Annotated in this window: 16 protein-coding genes; 10 read left to right on the forward strand and 6 right to left on the reverse strand. The window is 66.1% G+C overall.

Translation table 11 applies throughout. The annotated features are described in order from the left end of the window. Nucleotides 1–142: 142 nt before the first annotated feature. The 4 genes from lgt to QM467_RS01820 are packed head-to-tail and all read left to right on the forward strand — an operon-like array spanning nt 143 to nt 4,333. Nucleotides 143–988 carry a prolipoprotein diacylglyceryl transferase gene (lgt, locus tag QM467_RS01805; RefSeq protein ID WP_283364565.1) on the forward strand — a complete coding sequence of 282 codons (846 nt, stop codon included), beginning with the start codon at nt 143–145 and terminating at the stop codon, nt 986–988. Beyond that, nucleotides 985–2,106 (forward strand): class I SAM-dependent methyltransferase, encoded by a 1,122-nt coding sequence (locus tag QM467_RS01810; RefSeq protein ID WP_283364566.1) that lies wholly within the window; start codon nt 985–987, stop codon nt 2,104–2,106. The genes lgt and QM467_RS01810 overlap by 4 nt, the downstream gene beginning before the upstream one ends. Further along, the gene (locus QM467_RS01815; protein WP_283364567.1) at nt 2,103–2,885 is read left to right on the forward strand and encodes a polyphenol oxidase family protein; all 783 of its coding nucleotides are present in this window, start codon (nt 2,103–2,105) and stop codon (nt 2,883–2,885) included. The genes QM467_RS01810 and QM467_RS01815 overlap by 4 nt, the downstream gene beginning before the upstream one ends. Nucleotides 2,886–2,893: 8 nt before the next feature. Next, nucleotides 2,894–4,333 (forward strand): hypothetical protein, encoded by a 1,440-nt coding sequence (locus QM467_RS01820; protein ID WP_283364568.1) that lies wholly within the window; start codon nt 2,894–2,896, stop codon nt 4,331–4,333. A gap of 9 nt (nt 4,334–4,342) precedes the next feature. Here QM467_RS01820 and hrpB read toward each other — a convergent pair whose 3' ends face one another. Then, nucleotides 4,343–6,892 (reverse strand): ATP-dependent helicase HrpB, encoded by a 2,550-nt coding sequence (gene hrpB, locus QM467_RS01825; protein WP_283364569.1) that lies wholly within the window; start codon nt 6,890–6,892, stop codon nt 4,343–4,345. Nucleotides 6,893–7,033: 141 nt separating this feature from the next. Between hrpB and QM467_RS01830 the strand changes: the two genes are divergently transcribed. After that, complete coding sequence (locus QM467_RS01830) at nt 7,034–8,968, forward strand: potassium transporter Kup (RefSeq protein ID WP_283364570.1); 1,935 nt, start codon at nt 7,034–7,036, stop codon at nt 8,966–8,968. Between the two features lie 292 nt (nt 8,969–9,260). Here QM467_RS01830 and QM467_RS01835 read toward each other — a convergent pair whose 3' ends face one another. From QM467_RS01835 to QM467_RS01855, 5 genes are all read right to left on the reverse strand, one after another. Next, nucleotides 9,261–10,700 (reverse strand): M10 family metallopeptidase C-terminal domain-containing protein, encoded by a 1,440-nt coding sequence (locus QM467_RS01835; protein WP_283364571.1) that lies wholly within the window; start codon nt 10,698–10,700, stop codon nt 9,261–9,263. A gap of 368 nt (nt 10,701–11,068) precedes the next feature. Beyond that, a complete protein-coding gene (gene purU, locus QM467_RS01840) occupies nt 11,069–11,986 on the reverse strand; it encodes a formyltetrahydrofolate deformylase (protein ID WP_283364572.1) in 918 nt (305 codons plus the stop codon). 106 nt (nt 11,987–12,092) lie between these two features. After that, the gene (locus QM467_RS01845) at nt 12,093–12,428 is read right to left on the reverse strand and encodes a hypothetical protein (RefSeq protein ID WP_283364573.1); all 336 of its coding nucleotides are present in this window, start codon (nt 12,426–12,428) and stop codon (nt 12,093–12,095) included. A gap of 68 nt (nt 12,429–12,496) precedes the next feature. After that, nucleotides 12,497–15,967 carry an ATP-binding protein gene (locus tag QM467_RS01850; protein WP_283364574.1) on the reverse strand — a complete coding sequence of 1,157 codons (3,471 nt, stop codon included), beginning with the start codon at nt 15,965–15,967 and terminating at the stop codon, nt 12,497–12,499. Next, entirely contained in the window at nt 15,964–17,193 is a 1,230-nt protein-coding gene (locus tag QM467_RS01855) for a metallophosphoesterase family protein (protein ID WP_283364575.1), read from the reverse strand. The genes QM467_RS01850 and QM467_RS01855 overlap by 4 nt, the downstream gene beginning before the upstream one ends. A gap of 118 nt (nt 17,194–17,311) precedes the next feature. Between QM467_RS01855 and QM467_RS01860 the strand changes: the two genes are divergently transcribed. The 5 genes from QM467_RS01860 (at nt 17,312) to folK (ending at nt 21,343) form a co-directional block, all read left to right on the forward strand. Beyond that, on the forward strand, nt 17,312–18,136 hold the full coding sequence (locus QM467_RS01860) for a carbon-nitrogen hydrolase family protein (protein WP_283364576.1): 825 nt from the start codon (nt 17,312–17,314) through the stop codon (nt 18,134–18,136). Next, nucleotides 18,133–18,843, forward strand: coding sequence for a molybdate ABC transporter permease subunit (gene modB / locus QM467_RS01865; protein WP_283364577.1), 711 nt, complete (start codon nt 18,133–18,135; stop codon nt 18,841–18,843). Before QM467_RS01860 ends, modB begins: the two co-directional genes overlap by 4 nt. Beyond that, nucleotides 18,840–19,931: a molybdenum ABC transporter ATP-binding protein gene (modC, locus tag QM467_RS01870; RefSeq protein ID WP_283364578.1), complete on the forward strand. Its 1,092-nt coding sequence runs from the start codon at nt 18,840–18,842 to the stop codon at nt 19,929–19,931. The genes modB and modC overlap by 4 nt, the downstream gene beginning before the upstream one ends. Nucleotides 19,932–20,001: 70 nt before the next feature. Beyond that, complete coding sequence (gene folP, locus QM467_RS01875; RefSeq protein ID WP_283364579.1) at nt 20,002–20,850, forward strand: dihydropteroate synthase; 849 nt, start codon at nt 20,002–20,004, stop codon at nt 20,848–20,850. Beyond that, nucleotides 20,837–21,343 (forward strand): 2-amino-4-hydroxy-6-hydroxymethyldihydropteridine diphosphokinase, encoded by a 507-nt coding sequence (gene folK / locus QM467_RS01880; protein ID WP_283364580.1) that lies wholly within the window; start codon nt 20,837–20,839, stop codon nt 21,341–21,343. Before folP ends, folK begins: the two co-directional genes overlap by 14 nt. Nucleotides 21,344–21,482: the final 139 nt, after the last annotated feature.

Genomic DNA, 21,482 nt, shown 5'->3' on the forward strand with positions numbered 1-21,482 from the left:
TGGTTCAAGCCGCAGACATGGGCGCCAATTCGCCCGAGTGCAAGAATTTTGTTGCCTGGCTTTTGCACAACCGGCCTATTCAGGCCCTTGATGGCCGGCGCGGGCCGCTTTACTTCGGCACTTCATCTCAAGGGACGCCGACATGCCGCTTTTCCTGATGAATTATCCGGTGATCGATCCGGTCATGGTCAATCTCGGGCCGCTGCCGGTGCGCTGGTACGCCATGGGCTATATCGTCTCGCTCCTGGCGGGCTGGTTCATCGCCACGCGGCTCGCGCGCAGCGAAGCGCTTTGGGGCGGCGTTCCGCGCCCGGCGCCAGAAAGGCTCGACGATCTGCTGGTCTATGTCGCCTTCGGCGCCGTGCTCGGCGGGCGTATCGGCTATGTGCTGTTCTACAACCTGCCCTTCTTTCTTGAGAATCCGCTGGAAATCCCCGCGGTCTGGAAGGGCGGCATGTCGTTCCACGGCGGGCTGGCAGGCGCGACGCTCGGCGCCTGGCTATTCGCCCGGCGCGAGAAGACGCCCTTCCTCAGCGTCGCCGATCTCGTTTGCGCGGTGGCGCCCATCGGCCTGTTCCTGGTGCGCATCGCCAATTTCATCAAGCCGGAGCTGTGGGGACGTCCTGCCGACGTCTCCTGGGCCATGGTTTTCCCCGGCGCGGGGCCGCTGCCGCGCCATCCGAGCCAGCTCTATGAAGCGGGTCTGGAAGGGCTCGCGCTCGGCCTTGTCATGCTCGTCGCCGTGCGCGCCGGCGCCTTCCGGCGGCCCGGCTTGACCTCGGGTCTTTTCATCGGGCTTTATGGCGTGGCGCGCATCTTTTGCGAATTTTTCCGCGAGCCGGACCCCCAGCTCGGCTTCCTGTTCGGCGGCGCGACCATGGGCATGCTGCTCTCGGCGCCGCTGGTCTTGTTTGGCGTTGTTCTGATTCTTTATTCCTTGCGCCGCGCCCGGCGCGCGGCAAATGATTTGGCGGCGGAGGAACCATGACGGAAACGCAGGAACGCGCGCTCCAGAAGCGCAGCCTCAAGGACGACATCCGCGAAATCGTCGCCGACGAAGGGCCGATCTCGATCGAGCGCTATATGGCGCTCGCCCTGACCCATCCGACCAAGGGCTATTACACCACCCGCAATCCTTTCGGCGTCGAAGGCGATTTCGTCACCGCGCCGGAAATCTCGCAGATGTTCGGCGAATTGATCGGCTTGTGGGCGGCGGAAATCTGGACACTGATCGGCGCGCCGGCGCGCATCCGGCTGGTCGAGCTTGGGCCGGGGCGCGGCGCCCTTATGGCGGACGCCTTGCGCGCCGCCCGCGCGGCGCCCGATTTTTTCCAGGCGATCGACGTCCATCTCGTGGAGGCCAGCGACCTGCTCGCCGAGAAGCAGCGGCAGGCGCTCGCCGACAGCGGCAAGCCGGCGACATGGCACAAAGGCCTCGACGAGGTCCCGCACGGCCCGGCGATCTTCATCGCCAATGAGTTTTTCGACGCTCTGCCGGTGCGCCATTATCTCAAGACGGCGAAGGGCTGGCGCGAGCGTCTGGTCGGGCTGGACCCCGAAGGCGAACTGGCGTTCGGGCTGAGCGAGGAGACCGAGCCTTACATCAAGGCCCAGGCGGCGGACGGCTCCATTCTCGAAATCGGCGCGGCCGCGCAGCGCCTCATGACCCAGATCGCCGCCCGCATCGTCAGCGAGAACGGCGCGGCTCTGGCGATTGATTACGGCTATGTCCGCACCGCCTTCGGCGAGACCCTGCAAGCGGTGAAGGCGCATCAATTCGTTGATCCGCTGGCGGCGCCGGGTGAGGCCGATCTCACCACCCATGTCGATTTCTCCGCGCTCGCCCGCGCGGCTTCCGCCGCCAATTCCCGCGTCCACGGGCCGGTCGAGCAGGGCGCCTTTCTGCGCGAACTGGGAATCGTGCAGCGCGCGGACATGCTGAAGCGCAATGCGACGCCGGAACAGGCGGCGCAGGTCGATTCCGCCCTGGCGCGACTGATTGGCGACGCGGCGGATGAAATGGGCGCCTTGTTCAAGGTGCTGGCCGTGACCCGGCGCGCCGTGAAAGAGGCGCCGGGCTTTGCGCCGCTCGAGGCGCAATCGTGACGGAAAAGATTTTGCGCGCGGCCATTCGCGCGACGGTTCTCGATGGCGTAACCCACGCCTTTTTCACCCGGCAGGGCGGAGTGTCAGAGGGCGTCTATGCGACGCTCAATGGCGGCGTCGGCTCCAGCGACGATCCCGCCGCCGTGGCGGAAAACCGCGCCCGCATGGCGCGCGCGCTCGGCGTCGCGCCTGAAAACTTCCTTGTGCCCTATCAGATCCATTCCGCCGACGCCCTGGCCGTTTCCGCGCCCTGGCCAGAGGGGGAAAGGCCGCGTTGCGACGGGCTGGTGACGGCGACTCCGGGTCTCGCTTTGGGCGTGACGGGGGCGGATTGCGGCGTGCTGCTCTTTGCGGACAAGCGCGCCGGCGTCATCGGCGCGGCCCATTCCGGCTGGAAGGGCGCGCTGACCGGCATGGTCGAAGCCCTCGTCGCGGCGATGGAGGCCTTGGGCGCGCGGCGGGGGAATATCGCCGCTGCTCTGGGGCCGACCATCGCGCAGCAAAGCTATGAAGTCGGACCGGAATTTTTTGCGCGCTTCGAGGCCGAGGACGCGGGCTTCGCGCGTTTCTTCGCGCCCTCCGCCAAGCCGGACCATTTCCTGTTCGACCTGCCGGGATTGATCGAAATGCGCGCGGAGCGCGCGCGGATCGGCGCGTTCGAAAATTTGCGCCTCGATACCTATTCGGATGAGGCGCGCTTCTATTCCTATCGCCGCAAGACCCATCGCGGCGAGCCTGATTACGGCCGTCTGATCGCCGCGATCGCTTTGCCGGAATAGGCCGCGCAATGCTCCGTATCGCCGCCGTCCTGATCGCGCTCATGTTCTCGCAGTCCGCCCGGGCGGCGGAGCCGCTCTGCGACGCGGCCGCCGGAAAAGTCGATCGATCCCTGCGCGCTTATGCGCCGAGAAATGATGCGCGCTATCCGGCGCAGCGCATTTCGATCCGCAATGCGGTCTTGCAGCATCCGGCGGCGGGGCTGGATTTTGGCGCCAGGATCGATGCCGCGGAACTGGCGGCTTTTCCCCTGACGCAGGCGGATCGAGCCGCGTTCGACAACGCCCTGTCCTATGTCTATCGGGCGGGGGGCGAAAAGGGTCTGGTCATGCTCGACGCGGTCGCGGGCACGGCCCATTGCCACAATCCCTTCCTTTTCTCGCGCCGGTCGGGGGCGTGGACTCAGGTGAAAGCTCCCGATGCGGAGCCGTTTTCGCTATGCGCCTCGGGCGGCGTCGCGCTGGGAACCGTCGCGGACCAAGCATTCTATGTACAGACCAATGACGATTTTCTCGAATCCGACGAGCTGACGATTTTCCCCTTCGCGAAGGATGCTCTCAGAGAAGCCTGCGTCATCGCCGCGCATTACCAGATCCTTTTTGAGACGGCCGAGCGCTTTTGCAAGGAGCCGGTTCTTTGCCAGGATTATGCCGAGAAGGCCGCCGCCTGGGCGGAGCGGCTGCGAAGCTTCGGCAGCGTCGAGGCGCCAGAGTTGGCTCTGGCCAACCCCCCCGATTTGAAAAGCGAGCGGGATGAATTGCCGCTGTTCGGCGCAAAGGAAAGCGCGCTGGTTCCCGAGCCTTTCCGGTTCGACGGCTCCGAAGCATGGTTTGCGCTGAAGGACGACCCGCGCGCGGATTTTCTGCGGCTTGGGCCGGCGCATGACGGACCAAGGAACATGGCGAATTGGGACTCCTTCACCCTCGCGGCGCTTTACAAGGGCGGCCAACCGGTGGCGAGCTTCGTCGTCGAGAAGCGTCGCGGCGCCTTTCAGGACCTCGGCCTTTACGAAAGCCTTGACCCGCAAATGACGCCCTCGGCCGTGGTTGCGGCGATCTACCGGACAGCCGCAGGCGTAGGCGGCGATTATTCCCATTCGATCTCGGTCATCGCGGATCCGCGCAGCCGCGCCCATTATCTCTCGGAACGGCTGCAACGCGAACTCAAGGAGATGGACGCGCGCACGCCGGCCGGCGACGCGCCCGATCTCGATTTCGACCCTATAACCAGCAGCCAGGACCCCGACGTGCGCGGCCTCGGGATCGCGACGGAAGCGCAGGGCGCCCAAGCGGCGACCGTCCGCGCCGAATTTCATCGCGGCGGCGCGAAGGGCAGGCCGATCGTCCTGCTCTATTCTCTGACACGCGAGAGCGGCGGCTGGCGAGTTGACGATATCGCGGCGCAAGGCAAGGACGGCTGGCGCCCGAGCGCCATTCTCAAGCGGCGCTGAGAGCGGCTCTCAGGTCCCCCGGGGCTTGGCGCGGGCGGTGGCGACTGCGGCGGCGGGGTCGTCGGGCCAGAGGTGGCGCGGATAGCGGCCTTTCATCTCGGCCTTCACCGCCGACCAGGACCCTTTCCAGAAGCCGGGCAGGTCGCGCGTGATCTGGATCGGGCGATGGGCCGGGGAGAGCAGGTGCAGCGTTAGCGGCGCACGGCCCCCGGCGAGGCTCGGATGGGTCGAGAGGCCGTAAAGCTCCTGCACCCGCACCGCCAGGACGGGACCTTCCGCCTCGCCATAGTCCAGCGCGATGGATGAGCCGGCGGGTGTTTGAAAATGGGTCGGCGCCTCGTCCTCCAGCCGCCGCGCGAGGTCCCAGGGGATCAGCGCGGCGAGCGCGGCGTCGAACTGCTGAGGTCCGATATCGTCAAGCTTCTGGAGGCCCAGAAGGTAAGGCGCGAGCCATTCCTCCGGCGCTTGCGCCAGCGCCGCCTCGCTGAGGTCCGGCCAGGGATTGTCCTCGCCCTCGCGTGCGTTCCGGGCGAAAGTCTCGCGCAGAAACGCCACCCTTTCACGAGTCTGCCGCTGCGCCTTGCTCCAGCCGAGCCGGTCGAGGCCATGCGCCGCCGCGCCGCGCGCGAGAATTTGCGCATTGTCCGGTGTGGCCTCGACGGGAAGGTTCTTTTCGGCAAGGACCAAAGCGCCGAAGCGCCGCGCCTCGCGCCGCCGCAAGGCGCCGCTGGCCGGATCGAAGCGGGTTTCATCGCGCATGGCGATCTCGGAGCCGAACAGGATCTCGAATTCAGCCTCGTCCAGTTCGGCGGCGGCCACGATGCGGCTGGCGCCCGCGCGGCCCGCCACCTCCGCGACCGCGAGCATGCTTGCGCGCGCCAGCGCGACATGCGGCTCCAGGCTTGCGGCGCGGCCATTGGCCATCAGGAAATCGCCCGCCTTGCCGCGCGGGCGGGCGATGCGGTCGGGAAAAGCCAGGGCGACCAGCGCGCCGGCGGATAGCGCGCGTTTCCCGGCTGTTTCGCCAAGCTCGCGCGCCGCCGAGCGCAGCGAATGTTTCCAGCCGTGGGCGAGGCGTCGGCCGTCCTTGCTCCTTGGCGAATTATCGCGGATGAAACGGTCCAGCCTGTCGCCGAGATCGGGCGAATCGCCGCCCAGTCCCCGTTCGGTCAGGACGACGGCGAGTTCGCAGGCTTCTTCGCCAACGCCCATCGCTTCCGCCTGCAACGCCATGCGGGCGAGGCGCGGCGGCAAAGGCAGGCGCCGCATGGCTTTTCCGCGCGGTGTGATGGCCCCTTCGGCGTCCAGCGCGCCCAGCTCCTGCAACAAGGCGCGGGCCTCGGCGCAGGCGGGCGCGGGCGGCGGATCTAGCCAGTTCAGCTCGCCTGGATCGCGCGCGCCCCAGGCGGCGAGATCCAGCAGCAGGCCGGAGAGATCGGCGGCGAGGATTTCCGGCTGGGCGAAAGCGGGCAGGGCGCCGGTCCCGGCTTCCTCCCACAGCCGGTAGCAAACGCCCGGCGCCGTGCGGCCGGCGCGGCCGCGCCGCTGGTCGGCGGCGGCGCGCGAGACGCGCAGGGTTTCGAGCCGCGTCAGACCAAGGTCCGGCTCGAAGCGCGGCGCGCGGACAAGGCCGCAATCGATCACCACGCGGACGCCGTCGATTGTAATCGAGGTCTCGGCGATGGAGGTCGCCAGCACGATCTTGCGGCGCCCTTCCGCGGCGGGGCGGATGGCGCGGTCCTGCGCCGCGCGCTCCATCGCGCCGTAAAGCGGGCAGATGTCGATGGCGGGATCGCGCGTTTTCTCTTCGAGCAAGGCGGCCAGGCGCAGGATCTCGCCCTGACCGGGCAGAAAGACGAGCAGGGAGCCCTGCTGCTCGGCCAAGGCGCGCCGCACCGCGCGGACGGCGGCGTCCTCGATGCGCTCGCGCGCGTCGCGGCCGAGATAGATCGTCTCGACCGGAAAGGCGCGGCCCTGCGATTCGACGATCGGCGCGTCCTGCATCAGGCTCGAGACGCGCGCGCCGTCCAGCGTCGCCGACATGACCAGCAGGCGCAGATCGGGCCGCAGCGCCGCCTGCGCGTCGAGCGCCAAGGCGAGGCTGAGGTCGGCGTCGAGCGAACGCTCGTGGAATTCGTCGAACAGGACCGCAGCGACGCCCTCCAGCGAGGGATCGTCGAGGATCATGCGGGCGAAGACGCCCTCGGTGACGACTTCGATTCGGGTTTTAGGCCCGCTCAGCGATTGCAGGCGGACCTTGAGGCCGATGGTTTCCCCGAGCGTCTCGCCCAGCAGGCTCGCCATGCGCTCGGCGGCGGCGCGGGCGGCGAGGCGGCGCGGCTCCAGAACCACGATCCTGCCGTCGCCGCGCCAAGGAGCGTAGCAGGGGGCGTAGGAGGCCGATTCCAGCAGCGCCAGCGGAACGCGCGTGGTCTTGCCGGCGCCCGGCGGCGCGACCAGAACGACGCAGCGGGACGCGATCAGCGTCTCGCCGAGAACAGGCAGAACCTCTTCGATCGGCAAGGCCGGGGCAGGATGCGGGGGCTGGACGCTGCGCATGCCGCCTCTTGCCAGCATTCGTCGCCCGGGGCAATCGCCCGTGCCAAAAGGCGAAGTTCTGCCCCCCTTCTCCCCCAACGCGGAAAGGTTTATAGCTCTGCCTTGGTCACGCCTCGTTTCGGCTGCCGCCAGGAAGTATTCATGTCGCCAGACGCTGTCCCTACGCCTGCCGCCGTCACGCCCGCCCCCGAAGTCGTTCAGCAGCCGGCGGAAGCCCCCGAGCATCCGGAGGGCTTCTGGACCATGCTGCTTGGCTCGATGGGCGTGGTCTATGGCGATATCGGCACGAGCCCGCTCTATGCGTTGAAAGCCGCGCTCGATCACATGAAGGCCGACGGCGTGGTCGAATCCGAGGTGATCGGGATCGTCTCGCTGCTGATCTGGGCGCTGGTCTTCGTCGTCACGCTCAAATATGTCTTCTTCCTGATGCGGGCGGACAACAAGGGGGAAGGCGGCACGCTGTCGCTGATGGCCCTGGCGCAGAATGCGCTCGGCCGGCGCTCCAAGCTGATCTTCCTGCTGGGCGTGGCCGGCGCGGCGCTGTTTTCCGGCGACGCCATCATCACCCCGGCGATTTCCGTGCTTTCGGCGGTCGAGGGCCTCAATACGGCTTCGACCGCGTTCCAGCCCTATGTGCTCCCGATCGCCGTGGTCATTCTGGTCACGCTCTTCGTTGTGCAGAGCGGCGGCACGGCCAAGGTCGCGACCTATTTCGGCCCGATCATGGTGGTCTTCTTCGGCCTGATCGGCGCGTTGGGGCTTTATCATATCGCCGACGCGCCGCGCATCCTGCACGCCTTCAATCCGATCAACGGCCTGTCCTTCCTGTTCGGCCATGGCTCGGCCGGCTTCGTCACCCTGGGCCTCGTCTTCCTGGCGGTGACCGGCGCCGAAGCGCTCTATGCCGACATGGGCCATTTCGGCCGGAAGCCGATCCAGATCGCCTGGCTCTGCTTCGTTCTTCCGTCGCTGGTCTGCAATTATCTCGGCCAGGGCGCGCTGGTCCTGAAAACGCCCGAGGCGGTCAGGGACCCCTTCTATCTCATGACGCCGAGCTGGGCTCTGATCCCTTTCGTCATTCTCGCCACAGTGGCGACCGTCATCGCCAGCCAGGCGGTCATCACGGGCGCCTTCTCCCTGTCGCGTCAGGCGATCCAGCTCGGCCTGCTGCCGCGCCTCGAAATCCAGCATAAATCGGCGACGACCGAAGGCCAGATCTTCGTCCCGCGCGTCAACCGCACCTTGCTGATCGGCGTGTTGCTGCTGGTTTTCCTGTTTCGCACCTCGGACAATCTGGCCAATGCCTATGGCATCGCCGTCACCGGAACCATGGTCGTGACGACGAGCCTCGCCTTTTTCGTGGTCTGGAAGCTCTGGCGTTGGCCGCTGTACTTCGCCATTCCGTTCATTGGTTTCTTCCTCGCCATCGACGGCGCCTTCCTGGCCGCCAATCTGGTCAAGGTGCTGGAAGGCGGCTGGGTGCCGCTGAGCCTGGGCTGCCTGTCCATGATCGTCATGTGGACATGGGTGCGCGGCACGGAGCTGCTGGCGAAAAAGACCCATCGCGACTCGATCCCGACCACCGACCTCATCCGCATGATGGAGAAGTCCAAGACGACCCGCGTGCCCGGCACAGCGGTCTTCCTGACCGGCGATCCCAATGTCGCGCCCTCGGCGCTCATGCATAATCTCAAGCACAACAAGGTGCTGCATGAGCGGGTGGTGATCATGAACGTCATCACCAAGCCGACCCCGCGCGTCTCGGAAGCGAACCGGTTCGAGATCGAGAAGCTCTCGCATGACTTCATGCGCGTCACGCTTTACTTCGGCTATATGGAAAGCCCGCGCGTGCCCGCCGCCATGGCGCTGATGCGGAAATGCGGCGTCAAGTTCGACATCATGACCACGTCTTTCTTCCTCGGCAAAAGGACGCTCAAGACGTCGCCGGCCTCGGGCATGCCGCCATGGCAGGACAAGCTTTACGTCGGCCTGTCGAAACAATCGACCAACGCCACGGACTTCTTCTCGATCCCGTCCGATCGCGTGGTCGAACTGGGCGCGCAAGTCACCATTTAATTATTTGCCCTACGCGCAAGGCGCGTAGGGCGCCCCTCGCGTCTGCTCGGCGTCGCGTTCGCTCCTAGCCGCCCCTTCGGGGCGGCGTTTTGCAATTGCGACACGAGTCGTGCGTTCTGGCCCCGTGCCGGGGGAGGCCGCAATTCTGCGTATGCCGCCGCGGGCGAATGTCTCAGAACGGCGGACAGCGGACTAACGCCGAAGTGGCCGAGAAGGTAAATGTTGGGCGGAAAGAGGGATTACGCCAGACGACTGGATCAGACGGCAGAGCGGAAAGAGGCGGATTGCCGCGTTAGAGCAGAAAGTCCCTTCGATTGAGGGAGGTCACGTTGGCAAGAGCGACCTCGAAGTCCGCCTTCCTGTCGCCGTTCACATCAATCTGAAGCAGACCTCCGCTGAATCGCAATTCGTCCAATCCGCCGTTAAATGCAGCGCCCCCAATCCAGTCCAGCATTTGGTGCAGGCTTGCGTCGATCTTCGACAGGTCAATCTTGTCTATGCCCGAAACGAAATCCGTGATCACATCGTGGGATTTGCCGACAACAGAATCCAAGAGGCTTGCGAATACGAAGGTGTCGGACCCGCCGGCGCCTGTCATGGTGTCTTGGCCAAGTCCGCCGGTGATAACGTTGTTTGCATCATTTCCGATGATCGTATCGGCGCCGTTTCCACCTGTTGCGTTCTCGATCGTGACTCCGTGAGCGATTGTGAAACCGCCCTGGACCCCTGAGACCCAGGAAACATCGCCGCCTGCGTTTGGTCCGGTAAGCGGCGCCGCGCGCAGGTCGATGGTGCATGCGCTCTCGTTGGCCGGCGCCTGAATGGTGTCGTCGCCACCCGCGTCCCAAATGCACGACCACCCCGTTCCTGGCTCGTTCACGCCGGGCAGCGTGTAAGTATCGTCGCCGGTATGATAGGACATGTTCGCTCCGTACAGGAACTGAACGGCCGCAATATCGAATGCCATCGGCGTCATTTCGTAGCCGTAGTTAGGCGTCTTGGCCGGTTGTCCTTTCCAGCCGTCGTTGTAGCTCATTACCGTGAAGATGCCTTGGTTGAGACCGTATTGGCCGGTGTTGCTAGCGTTGTTTGCCCCCGGAAAATATGGCTCCGTGACCAACTTCCCGTTCGCATCATAGAGAGGGCTTCCGTCGGGATTCGTGAACCATCCTTTTTCATTCCATGGATGGTCTAAACCCAGCAGATGGCCCAACTCGTGGAGTATCGTGACATACCCATCGCCTCCAGGCGTCACGCCACTTTGCGTCCATGCATAGCCTTGTTGATTGAAGACGCTCCATCCGGGCGTGTAATTCGATGCGAAGACGCCGTAATTAGGCCCGTAATTGTTGGGGAGAGTCGTGAACGCCTGCACTCCTTTCTCGCCGGAGAAATAAGAGGACATGCCGGCTTCATTCGTCACAGCAATGTGAAAATTTGCGCTTGCGGGGTCGGTTGTCTGCGCGAAGCTAATATTGGCTACGTTGGACCACGCTTGAAACGCGGAAGCGATCGCATTTTGCTCCCAGAATCCGGCACTGGCGCTAGTCTGCCAGTTTGTCGCCGCCACTCGATCATAAGTCGATTCGGGATCGAAGACCGCATAGGTCCCTGGGCCAACAAACGAATAGGTGAGAATCGTTTCTCCCGAGATGGGATCGATCTTGAACGGGTTGACCGGAGTGAGCCAAAGCAACGCATTCAGGTAGACATTGCTGGTTGGTCCCGCCATGGCGTTCCCTCCTACGTCTACGTGTCTAAAGCCTTACGCATCAAGATCGCGCGATGGCTTCAATAGGAATATTGATCCAATATTACGGCGCGCGCAACCTTCGCGTACGCCGACACAGCAACGAGCCTACGTGATCATTGGCCGAACATTCCAATGCGCGCCGTTGGACCGGTCGAGAGCTGCTTACGATGAGGGTGAAGACAAGTCGTCTGCCCACTGACGCACAATGGCGGCTTCGCCTTCGCCACGGGACGCTCACCAAACTGGCACGTTGGTCTCCTTCGGGTCGACATGAGGCGCCCGCAGGGAGCGCCGGGAAGGTCTCTTCAGAGCCGAATTCAGTCGTCGCCTAGGGTTCGCTTCGCCGCTCACTCCGTAAAAACGATCGTCTTGGAGCCGTTGATCAGCACGCGGCTTTCGATGTGGTAGCGCACGGCGCGCGCGAGCACGCGGCGCTCGATGTCGCGGCCCTTGCGGACCAGGTCGTCCGGCGTGTGGTGATGCGAAATCCGCTCGACGTCCTGCTCGATGATCGGGCCTTCGTCGAGGTCCGAGGTCACGTAATGGGCGGTCGCGCCGATGACCTTCACGCCGCGCGCATGGGCCTGATGATAGGGGCGGGCGCCCTTGAAGCCGGGCAGGAAGGAATGATGGATGTTGATGCAGCGTCCCGAAAGCTTGGCGGCAAGGCCGTCCGACAGGATCTGCATATAGCGCGCAAGCACGACCAGTTCGGCCCCCGTTTGTTGCGCCAGCGACCAGATCTGCGCTTCCTGCTCCATCTTGGTTTCGCGGGTGACGGGCAGGTAATGGAATGGGATGCTCGCGAAATCGAGATGCTTGTACGCCTCGCGCGGATAATTGGCGACGATGGCGACGATGTCGATCGCCAGTTCGTCGATCCGCCAGCGATAGAGCAGGTCGGCGAGGCAATGGTCGAATTTCGACACCAGGATCATCACGCGCGGGCGATGCGAGGCCGCGCGCAGGGTCCAGTCCATACCGAATTCCTCGGCGAGCTTGGCAAAACTCGCCCGCCAGGCGTCGATATCGGCGTCGGGGCGCACCGGATTGATCTCGATGCGCATGAAAAACTGATTGGTTTCGACTTCGTCGAACTGCCGGGAATCGCCAATATTGAACCCGGCATCGAAAATATGGCCGGCGACCCGGGCCACAATGCCAGGCCTGTTCTGGCAGGTCAGCAAGAGGTTATGGACCTCGCTGGCGGGTGGCGCCGAAGCGGTCGAAAGGGCGCTCTTCTTGGACTGAGGCTTGGCGGCCATGGCGAACTTTCACAGCGGACCGCCGACTCGGCGGGAATTGCCGCTGTTTAGCCCCAAGGCCGCCAAAAGTCGATGCGGAGCAAGACGTCGGTTCGGAAAATGCGGCTCAGCCCCGCGACGCGCGAGCCCGGGCCATCACATAGGCCGGCAGCAGGACCGGCGCGGGCGTGCCGCCGCCACGATCCGATTCCTCGTCCACCGGCAGCAGCATGACGGCGGTGGCGCAGACGACGCCGCCGAAGAACATGCCGAAGCCGCCGAACAGCAGCGCCAGACCCTGCAATTCCAGGTCCGAGCGCAGCATCAGGTCGCGGATGCCGGCCATGTTCGAAGCCAGCACAAGCGCAGCGCAGGCGAAGCCGACCGCCCAGCCAAGCATCCAGTTGGAGATCATCAGCCGGACAAGGCGGCTTTGAATTCTGCTGTTGCGATTCTGACGCATGGCGCCATCCCCGATGGTTTGTTGACCGGCAAGTTTATCCCAAAACAAGATTGGCGCCAGAGCCTAAATCACGCGTTGACCGCGTCGAGGCGCAGAATTTGCGCGCGCGGACCCAGAACTTCTTCCGCCACACCCAGGATATGGGCGTGATGCGTGAAGAGGATGGGCTGAATTGTCGCACCCGCCGCGGCGAGGGCCCGGAAGCCGGCGGCGGCGCGGGAATCGTCGAAACTGGCGAAAAGATCGTCGCCGACGAAGGGCGGGGCTTCGGATCGCGCGGCGTAATCCTCCAGAAAGGCCAGCCGCAGCGCGAGATAAAGCTGGTCGCGCGCGCCTTCGCTCAAGGCCGCGAGTTCCAGAGCCGCGCCGTCGGCGCGCCGCGCGCGCAGGTGCAGACGATCGTCTTCGCCGAAATCCTGGCCGAGACCGGCGTAACGCCCCTCGGTCAGGCCGGCGAACAGCTCGCCCGCGCGCTTCAGCAGCGGGTCCTGCCTTTGGCTGCGGCGCTTCTCCAGTCCCGCGCCGACCAGAAGGCCCGCGAGCTTGAGCACCGCCCAACGGCGAGATTGCTCGGCTATTTCTGCCCGCGCGCTCTCGCGCTGGAAAATGGCGGTCTCGGCGCCGGCGCTCTGTTGCAGACGCGCCAACTCGTTTTGGCTGGCGCGCTGCTCGGCGAAGACTTCGCGCGCGCGGGTTTTGCGCTCCTCGCTCTGGCGTTCGATCGCGCCGAGACGAATCAGGGCGGCGTCGGCGTCGAAATTTTCGGCCTCGCGTGTAAGGGTCTCTTCGTCATGCCCCTCCGCGACAAGAGCCAGACTGCCGCATTCCGCGCCGATCGCCAGAGCCGCCGCCTGCCGCGCGGCAAGCCGCGCAGCGAGCTGGTCCGGTTCGCAGGCGAAGCCGAAACGCGCGCAAAGGCTTTGCAACTCGCCCTCGGCTTCGGCGTGCGCCGCCTCGGCCAGCCGCGCCGCCTCATTGCCGGCCGCCAGGGCCTGTTCGGCGCGCGTGCGCAGCACAGCTTGTTCTCTCGTCTGCGTCAGCCGCGTCCGCAATTGCGCCGCCGCCGCTTCCACGGGACGAGAAGGAATGTCGCGCGCGCAAAGCGCCAGCAACACGTCGAGGCTGTGCTCAAATGCGGCAATGTCCTTGCGGATTGCTTCGACACGGGTTTCAAGCTCTTGCTCGTCGCGCAATTCGCCGGGCAGGGCGCGCCAGAAGGCGATGCGCGCTTGCGCTTCCTCGAAACCCGCATCGGGATCGAGGCGCAGCGCAGCCAATGCCGGGCGCCAATCGCCGCGCCAGACATCTTCTTCCCTGGTGAAAAGGACCAGTTGCGCCTTCAGCTTTGCAATGCGCTCCGGCGCGTCGGCCAGCCGGGCGCGAGCCTCGCGCGCCGCCGCCTGCGCCTTGGTGATCTCGCCGATCCGCGCCGCAATTCGTCGCGCCAGCGCGCCGGCGTCCAGGCCCATCGCCGTCAGACCGCATTCGGCAGCGAGCGCCTGCAAGCCGGGGAGGATCCGCGCCAGCGTCCCGCGCAGTTCTTCCATGCGGGCCTGATCGCGCCGCAAGGCGTCGCGGTCTTCGATCAACTGGTCCGCCTTGCCACGCCAGAGCGACATGTCGTGCGGCGCCCCCGGTTTGACGCCGCAGGCTCGCCAGCTTTCGGACCATTCCATTTGCAGCCCGACGCCTTCCTCCGCCAGCGCCGCGAGCGCCGCGTCGGCGCGCTCCTTATCCGTTTTCGCCGCGACGATTTTTTCACGCTCGGCCTCCGCTGCCGCCGCCTGCGCGGCATTGGCGAGCAAGGCGTCGGCGCTGCGGTCGGCATTTTCCGCGAGGCCTTCAAACAGGCGAGCCTTGTCGCGGACCCGCGCAGGCTCGGCGGGCGCATCGCCGGTGATGAGGTCGCGCAGGGCAATCCATTCCTCGTCGCGGCGGGCGCGCGCGCCGCGCAACGCGGCGAGGCTGGCGACCGGTCCTTGCAGTTCCAGCGCCCGCAATCGCGTGACGGCGGCGATGATTTGCGCCTCGGCCTCCTGAGCCTTCGCGCGGGCCTTGGCTTCGCGCGCAGAAAAATCCTCGAAGACGCGCGCCGTCCTGGCGATGGCGGCGGCGTCGGGGCTTGGACTGCGCGCAAACTGGTCGAGATCGGCCAGGGCCGGCGACAGCCGGGCGCACTTCTCGTCCAGCGCGCGGGAATCGTCGGCGCAGGCGCGCGAAATATCACGGAATGCGGCGTCGAGGCTCTCGACCTCGCCAAAGGCGCGCAGCTTTTCCCGCAAGGCTTCCGCTTCGGGCAGAATATCCTGCGGCTGGGCGCTCAGCGCGGCGAGGCGGCCTTCTTCCTCAGCGAGCGCGCGTGCGGGCTGGTCTTTCCGCGCCAACAGGTCCCGCCCACGCGCGACCAGCTTTTCGGCGCGCAGCAATGTGGCCGCCTCGGGCATGGCGGCGCGCAAATCTTCGAGACCGGGCAGGCCGCAAGACTGCGCCCGGAGGTCGAGACCCTGTCGCGCGTCGCGCAGCGCCTTTTCGCGGCGGGGCAGGTCGGCGGTAGATTTCTCATAGGCGCCGCTGGCGCGAATGAGGTCCTCGATTTTCCCGGCCGCCGCGAGCAGGTCTGAATCCGGCGCGGCGGCGTCCCTTTCCTGGCGCGCGGCCTCGCGCATTTTCAGGGCCTGTGCGGCTTTCTCCCTTGCGCCGTCGCGCGCGGCGAGCAGAGCCGCCAGCCTGTGCGCGTGCTCGGGCGAAATGGCGGCGAGATCGTCATATTGCGCTGATTGGGCGCGCAGAAGCGCGAGACGGCGCAGGATTGGCGCGGCCTTGCGCAGGCGCTCCAGCCGAAGCGCTTCGGCTTGCGCGTCCTTCTCGGCCTGTTCGATTTCGGCGAGCTGTTCGCTCGCGGAGGCGATGGCTTCGCCCAGAGCCTTGAGCGTCGATTCCGAAACCAGCGCCTCTTTTTCCAGCTTGCGCGCGGCGTCGAAGCGGTCGAGCGCCTGATAGAAGGCGCGATGGCCTGCGCGGCGATCATCGAAGATTTTCTCGGCTTCCGCATCGAGACCGGCGCGCAGGTCGAGCAGGCCGCGCAGCCCGGAGGCGGCGGCGAACAGGCTCGCGCCGATCTCGCCATCGGCCCGCAGCATGTCATTGCCGCCTTCGCGCAGGTTTTTGGCGTCAAGGCCGAAGGCGCGGTCGAAAATCTCGCGCGTGGCGGCGCCGAGAAAGGGCGCCAGGGCGTCATCGGGCAGAACGGCGCCGGAAGCGTCGAGCAAGGCGCTCTTGTCGCCGCGCCTGCGAACGAACTGCAGGATCTGCCCGTTGCGCCCGCGCAAGGTCGCGCCGAGGCGCATGTCCTTCGGCCGGAGGAAGGTGATGGTGCGGCGCGGCGCGCCATAGAACAGGTCGCCGAGCGCGGCGAGGGCCGAGGATTTGCCCGCTTCATTGGCGCCATAAACGATATGGACCTGCGCGTCCGGGTCGAAATTCAGGCGCAGGCCGTTGAACGGGCCATAGCAGTCGAGCGTGAGGTCGAGCAGCCTCATGAAGCGGCTCCGCCGCGTTCCGCGCGCGCCAGGGCGAGGTCGCGCGCCTCGCGCAGCAATTCGTCGAGTTCGTCGCTCAGGCGCGGCGCCGGAGCCGGGGTCTTGGCCTCGACTGCGGCCAAAGCCGCGAGGGCGGCCTCGCGCAGGCTGGAATCAGCAAGACATTCGTCCAGCAGGGCGGCGAAGTCGAAATTGCTGTCGAGGCGCGGGACGGCGGGCGGCGGCGCGGTTTCGAGAATGAAGCGCTCCAGTGCGATATCCTCATGCGCCCGCTGGGCCGCCGCCTCGATCTCGTCGCGCCAGCGCGCAGGATCGGCGCCCAGTTGTCCATGCAGAGTACTTGCGCCGGCGATGCGGATGCGCAAGGCGAGCAGCCGTCCGTCCGCCTGCTCGACCTCGGCGCGGGCGCTTGCTTCCACGGCGCGCAGCAGGCTTGCGGCATCGTCATGGGCGGCGGCGTCGAGCGCGATTTCCGCGAAACGCGCGCGATCGACGATCAGCCGGCGCGGGCTGGCGGCGCGGCCGTCCTCGACATCGACCAGAACCGCGCCCTTGGGGCCGGTTTCGCGAATGCTGCGGCCTTGCAGATTGCCGGGAAAGACCACCCAGGGGTCCTGCGACACGATTTCATGAGCGTGGACGTGGCCGAGCGCCCAGTAATCGTAATTTTTCGCGCGGAGGTCGTCGAGCGTGCAGGGTGCATAGGCGGCGTGGCCGGGGCGTCCGTCGAGCGAGCTGTGCAGCACGCCGATATTGAACCAGCCGGGTCTCGGCGCCGGGTAAGCGCGGGCGAGGTTTTCGCTCTCGGCGCGATCCGAAAAGCCGCGTCCGTGCAAGGCGACGCGCAGATCCGGCAGTTCGAAGCTGCCGGGCCGTCGCGTCGGAAATTGCTGCGCCAGATCGGGCAAGGCGAGGCTTCGTGTGACGACGGAATCAGCGTCGTGATTGCCCTTGAGCAGGAAAATGGGAATTCCGGCCTTGGCGAGCCGCGCGATCTGGCGGTTGAAGAAGAGCGCGATGGATGCGTCGCGCCAGTCGCCGTCGAAGATGTCGCCGGCGAAAATGGCGAAGGCGACATTTTCCTCCAGCGCGCGGTCGATCAAATCCGTAAAGGCTTCGCGGCTCGCTCCGGCAAGGCGCGCGGCCAGATTTTCGTCGCGCAGGCTCAGCCCCTTGAACGGGCTGCCCAGATGCAGGTCGGCGGCGTGGAGGAAGGTGAAGCGCATGAAAAGACCGGCGGCGATTCGCTGGCGCCAGTCTAGGCGCTGGCGCGGGGCGAAAGAAGAGATCCCTTGTTTTGCGGCGCCAAACTTGCTTTTTTGACTGTGCAATAGCGGAGCCACGATGAAGACCTGCGTCATCCAGATGAATTCGACCGGCGACAAAGCCGCCAATCTGGCCCAGGCGCGGCGCTTGATCGAGCAGGCCGTGGCGCTGGAAAAGCCGGACTGGATCGCCTTGCCGGAAGTGTTCGATTTTCTTGGCGGCTCGAAGGCCGAGAAATTCGAGGCGGCGGAAGTCCTCCGCGAAGGGCCGGCCTATGCTCTTTGCGCCGAACTCGCGGCGAAACATGAACTTTTCATCCACGCCGGCTCCTTTCTGGAAAGGAACGCCGACGGCGAGAGGCTTTCCAACACTACCGCCGTATTCGACCGTCAGGGTCGGGAAATTGCGCTCTATCGCAAGATCCACATGTTCGACGTGACCACGCCGGACGGGGCGTCCTACCGCGAAAGCGCCGTGTTCAAGCCCGGTGAGCAGGTCGTGACCTATGAGGCCGAGGGCGTGACCTTCGGCTGCGCCATCTGCTACGACATCCGCTTTCCGGCTCTGTTTCAGGCCCTTGCGGCGCGCGGCGCGCAAGCCATCGTGCTGCCCGCCGCCTTCACGCTCCAGACCGGCAAGGACCATTGGGAGGTGCTCTGCCGCGCCCGCGCCATCGAGACGCAATGCTATTTTCTGGCGCCTGCGCAGGTCGGCGCCCATCGGGTGAAGGACGAGACGCGCCTGACCTATGGCCATTCGCTAATCTGCGACCCGTGGGGCCACAAAATCGCTATGGCCTCGGACGGTCCGGGCTTCGTCACGGCGCGGCTTGATCCTGCGCTGGTCGCCAGGGTGCGCGCCGCCATCCCGGTCGCGGCGCAGCGGCGCGAGTTTTTCGCATGAACTGGTCGGACCTCGCGCTGACGCCCGAGCAGATTTCCGCCATCGAACTGAGCCTGCGGGTCGGCCTCGCCGCGACCTTCTGCAGCCTGCCCTTCGCGGTATTTGTGGCCTATGCGCTGGCGCGCTGGAATTTCCCCGGCAAGATGCTGTTCGACGCCTTCGTCCACCTGCCTTTGGTGCTGCCGCCGGTGGTCACGGGCCTCGTGCTGCTGCTCACCTTCGGGCGCAAGGCGCCAGTGGGCGCTTTCCTCGCCGATCATTTCGGCATCGTCTTCGCCTTTCGCTGGACCGGCGCGGCTCTGGCCTCGGCGGTGATGGGCTTTCCGCTGATGGTGCGGGCGATCCGCCTGTCGCTGGAGGCAGTCGATCCTCGACTGGAGCGCGCGGCCTCCTCGCTCGGTGCGCCGCCGCCGGCGGTGTTCCTGCTGGTCACGCTGCCGCTTGCCGCGCCCGGCCTGATCGCCGGGGCGGTCCTCGGCTTCGCCAAGGCTCTGGGCGAGTTCGGCGCGACCATCACCTTCGTCTCCAACATCCCCGGCGAGACGCGCACTATTCCAGCCGCGATCTATACGCTCACCCAGACGCCGGGCGGCGACATGGGCGCGCTGTCGCTGTCCATTATCGCCGCCGGCCTCGCCATCAGCGCGCTTGTCGCCTCGGAATTGCTCGCCCGCCGCATGCGGCCGCGCCGGAAAGTGTCGTCATGATCGAGGTGGACGTGGCGCTCAGCCGCGGCGATTTCGACCTGAACGTCTCCTTCGCCAGTTCTGCGGGCGTCACGGCTTTGTTCGGCCCGTCCGGCTCGGGCAAATCGACCTTGATCGACCTCATCGCCGGTCTGGCGCGGGCGGATCGCGGCCGCATCGTCGTCGGCGGGCGGGTGCTGGCGGATAGCGGGAAGGGGATATTCCTTTCGACTCGCAAGCGCCGCGTCGGGCTGGTGTTTCAGGACGCCATGCTGTTTCCGCATCTCAATGTGCGGCAGAATCTGCGTTTCGGCGCTTTTTTCGCGCCGCGCGGCGCCCGGCGCCTGCCGATGGGCGAAGTCGTGGACAAGCTCGGCATTGGCGCGCTGATGGATCGCCGCCCGATCGATCTTTCCGGCGGCGAACGCCAGCGCGTCGGGGTAGCGCGGGCGCTGCTCGCGGCGCCGGACATTCTGCTGATGGACGAGCCTTTCGCCTCGCTCGACGTGGCGCGGCGCCGCAAGGCGATGGGGCTGGTGGAAATGACCCGCGACCAGTTCGCCATTCCGATCGTGCTGGTCTCGCATCAGATCGAGGAGGTCATGCGGCTGGCCGGGCAGGTCGTGATGATCGAGCGCGGCAAGGTCAGGGAAGTCGGCGCGCCGGAGGCGATCTTCGCCAGCGCACGGCCTGAAAATCCGTCCGAGCGTTTCGGCGTCGGTTCAAGCCTCACTTGCACGGCGTCCGATTTCGACGCCCATTATGGGCTGACCCGGCTGCATCATCCGTCCGGCGAGATTTTCGCGGCGGGAAAAGTCGCCGCGCCCGGGGCGACGACGCGCATCTATGTCAAGGCGGTCGATGTCGCTCTGGCGCGCAGGCCGCCGCTGGAAACCTCGATCCGCACGGTGCTCAAGGGCCGTATCATACGCGTCGCCGGCGGCGACGGGGCGCTGGCTCTGGCCCTGCTCGAACTGGCGGGCGGCGAGCAGCTTTATGCTTCGCTGACGCGCATGGCTGCCGATGAGCTGCGGCTCGCGCCGGGCGTCGAGGTGTTCGCGCTGGTCAAGGCGGTGGCGCTCGACGAGCGCGAAATGGCCGCCGGCTGAACTTTACTTGCCAAAACTTTACTTGCCGCCGCGCAGGGCCTAAACCGGCGCTCCCGCAACGGAGGGCGCGATGGAAGTTTTCGCCAAGGCCCGGGCCGCCGCTGATGACCTTGTCGCGCGCATCGGCGCCAAGCCGCAGGTCAAGCCGCTGGTCATGGGCATCTTGAACGTCACACCGGATTCCTTCTCTGACGGCGGGCGCTTCGTCGCGGTCGAGGCTGCCCTGACCCATGCGCGGGCGATGGCGGCGGCGGGCGCGGACATGGTTGACATTGGCGCGGAATCGACCCGGCCCGGCTTCGTCCCGGTGGAGGAAGCCGAGGAATGGGCAAGGCTCGAAAAAGTGCTGGCGCCTTTGATCGAAGACGTCGCTTTGCCGGTTTCCATCGACACCACCAAGGCGGCGATCGCCCGTCGCGCGGCGGCGCTCGGCGCGGCCATGATCAACGATGTCTCCGGCTTGCGCGCGGACCCGGCCATGGCCGAGGTCGCGGCGGAGAGCGGCGCGGCTCTGGTCGTGATGCATCATTGCGCCGAGATCGACCCCGACCGCGACATTGTCGCCGACATGTTCGCCTTTTTCGACGAGACGATGGAGCTTGCGCGCGCTGCGGGGATCGCGCGTGAAAAAATCGTGCTCGATCCCGGCGTCGGATTCGGCAAGAGCTTGCGGCAGAACTTGCTCGCCATCGACGCCTGCGGCCCGCTCGGTGAAAAATATGGCCTGCCCGTGCTGATCGGCGCTTCGCGGAAGAGCTTTATCGGCGCTCTCTCGGGCGCGCCCACGCAAGACCGCCTCGCGGGGACTCTGGCCGCCCATTTGCGCGCCTTCTCGCGCGGCGCGGCGATCTTTCGCGTCCATGACGTCGCAGAACATGTCGCCGCCCTGAACGTCTGGAGCGAATTTGACCGCGCCTGAGATCGCCGCAGAGGAGCATCGCATCGGCCTCGGCCTCGGCGCCAATCTCGGCGACGCGCCGGCCAGCTTGCGCCGCGCCGTGGATTTGTTGCGGGAGGCGGGGCTCGTGTTCGACGCCGTGTCGTCGCTCTATTCCACCAAGCCCTGGGGCGTGACCGACCAGCCGGATTTCATCAACGCCTGCGCCCTGGCGCGCACGAATCTCGACCCGCTGCCGCTGCTCGACCTGATCAAGGCGACGGAACAGGCGATGGGCCGTCGCGAGACGCGGCGCTGGGGGCCTCGCGTCATCGATATCGATCTGCTGTTTTACGACGATCTGCGCTGGAGCGACGAGCGGCTGATCCTGCCGCATCCCGGCGCGCTGGAGCGCGCCTTCGTGCTGTTGCCGCTGGCCGAAATCGCGCCCGATCTCGTTCTCGACGGGACGCGGCTGGCGAGCGCCGCGGCGGCGGCCGACGCGCGGGGAATCGCCCGCCTGTCGCCGTTTTAACCAGCGTTTCTGCATCGCTCATGGCATTTAAGGCGTAGTCGGAACAATTACTTAATGAGTTTGACCGAAACTGGGCGCACCGGAGCCCACGAGCGGCCCGCGGCGGCGTCCGCCGTTCGCTTGGTGTTGTTCACAGCGC

The organism is Rhodoblastus sp. 17X3 (genome assembly GCF_030056575.1).
Classification (GTDB): Bacteria; Pseudomonadota; Alphaproteobacteria; order Rhizobiales; family Beijerinckiaceae; genus Rhodoblastus.